The sequence below is a fragment of the Roseibacillus ishigakijimensis genome (assembly GCF_016595415.1).
Classification (GTDB): domain Bacteria; phylum Verrucomicrobiota; class Verrucomicrobiia; order Verrucomicrobiales; family Akkermansiaceae; genus Roseibacillus; species Roseibacillus ishigakijimensis.
This window is the reverse complement of record NZ_JAENIO010000141.1, coordinates 1-540: the sequence shown is the minus strand read 5'-3', so window position 1 is coordinate 540 and position 540 is coordinate 1. Positions and strand designations below refer to the sequence as shown.

Here is a 540-nt window from a genome sequence, read left to right as displayed (position 1 = left end):
ACCACCGAGAGGGGAGCGAGAGCCAGGGGAGTCTCGTAAACCTGCTCCAAGGGGCGAACCACCGTCGCCATCAGGTCGGTGCAACTGCCCACGGGTTCGGCCACGATGACCTCGGGACGGCTCTCCCAGGAAAGCTCCTCAATGGCCCCCACCAGCTCCTCCAACCGACAGCAAAAGCAGCCTCCCGTGATCTCCGCCACCGGCTGCGAGCCTTGATTCTGCGGGGAAAGATGGGGATTCGATAGCGAATTACGATTGTTATCTAACTGGTAATTTTTGCTACTTTTCCCAGGTCGAGATTTTTCGCTTTTCCGAAGGATTTCCCGGGCCGAATCCGTATCAAGGAGGCCCTCTCCCTGATCATTGGTCACCAGCGCCACCTCGCGCCACCTCGCGCCCCTTGGCTTTCATCCACAGTGCCATGCGGCCAATGAGAGTGGTCTTGCCCGCCCCCAAAAAGCCTCCCACCAGCACAAAACGCCCTTTTATCTTCCCCTCGGAAGAAAATTCATCTTTCATCAAGAAAGGTCTTGCCATCCC

The 540-nt window shown here is 57.4% G+C and carries 2 protein-coding genes; both read right to left on the bottom strand.

From position 1 onward, the window contains the following. The coding region (locus tag JIN78_RS16940) for a GTP-binding protein (protein ID WP_307833020.1) at positions 1-371 on the bottom strand (371 nt) is incomplete at its 3' end. Beyond that, positions 361-540 (bottom strand): GTP-binding protein (locus tag JIN78_RS17620; protein ID WP_267907098.1); only part of this gene is annotated, 180 nt, incomplete at its 5' end. The genes JIN78_RS16940 and JIN78_RS17620, both read right to left, overlap by 11 nt.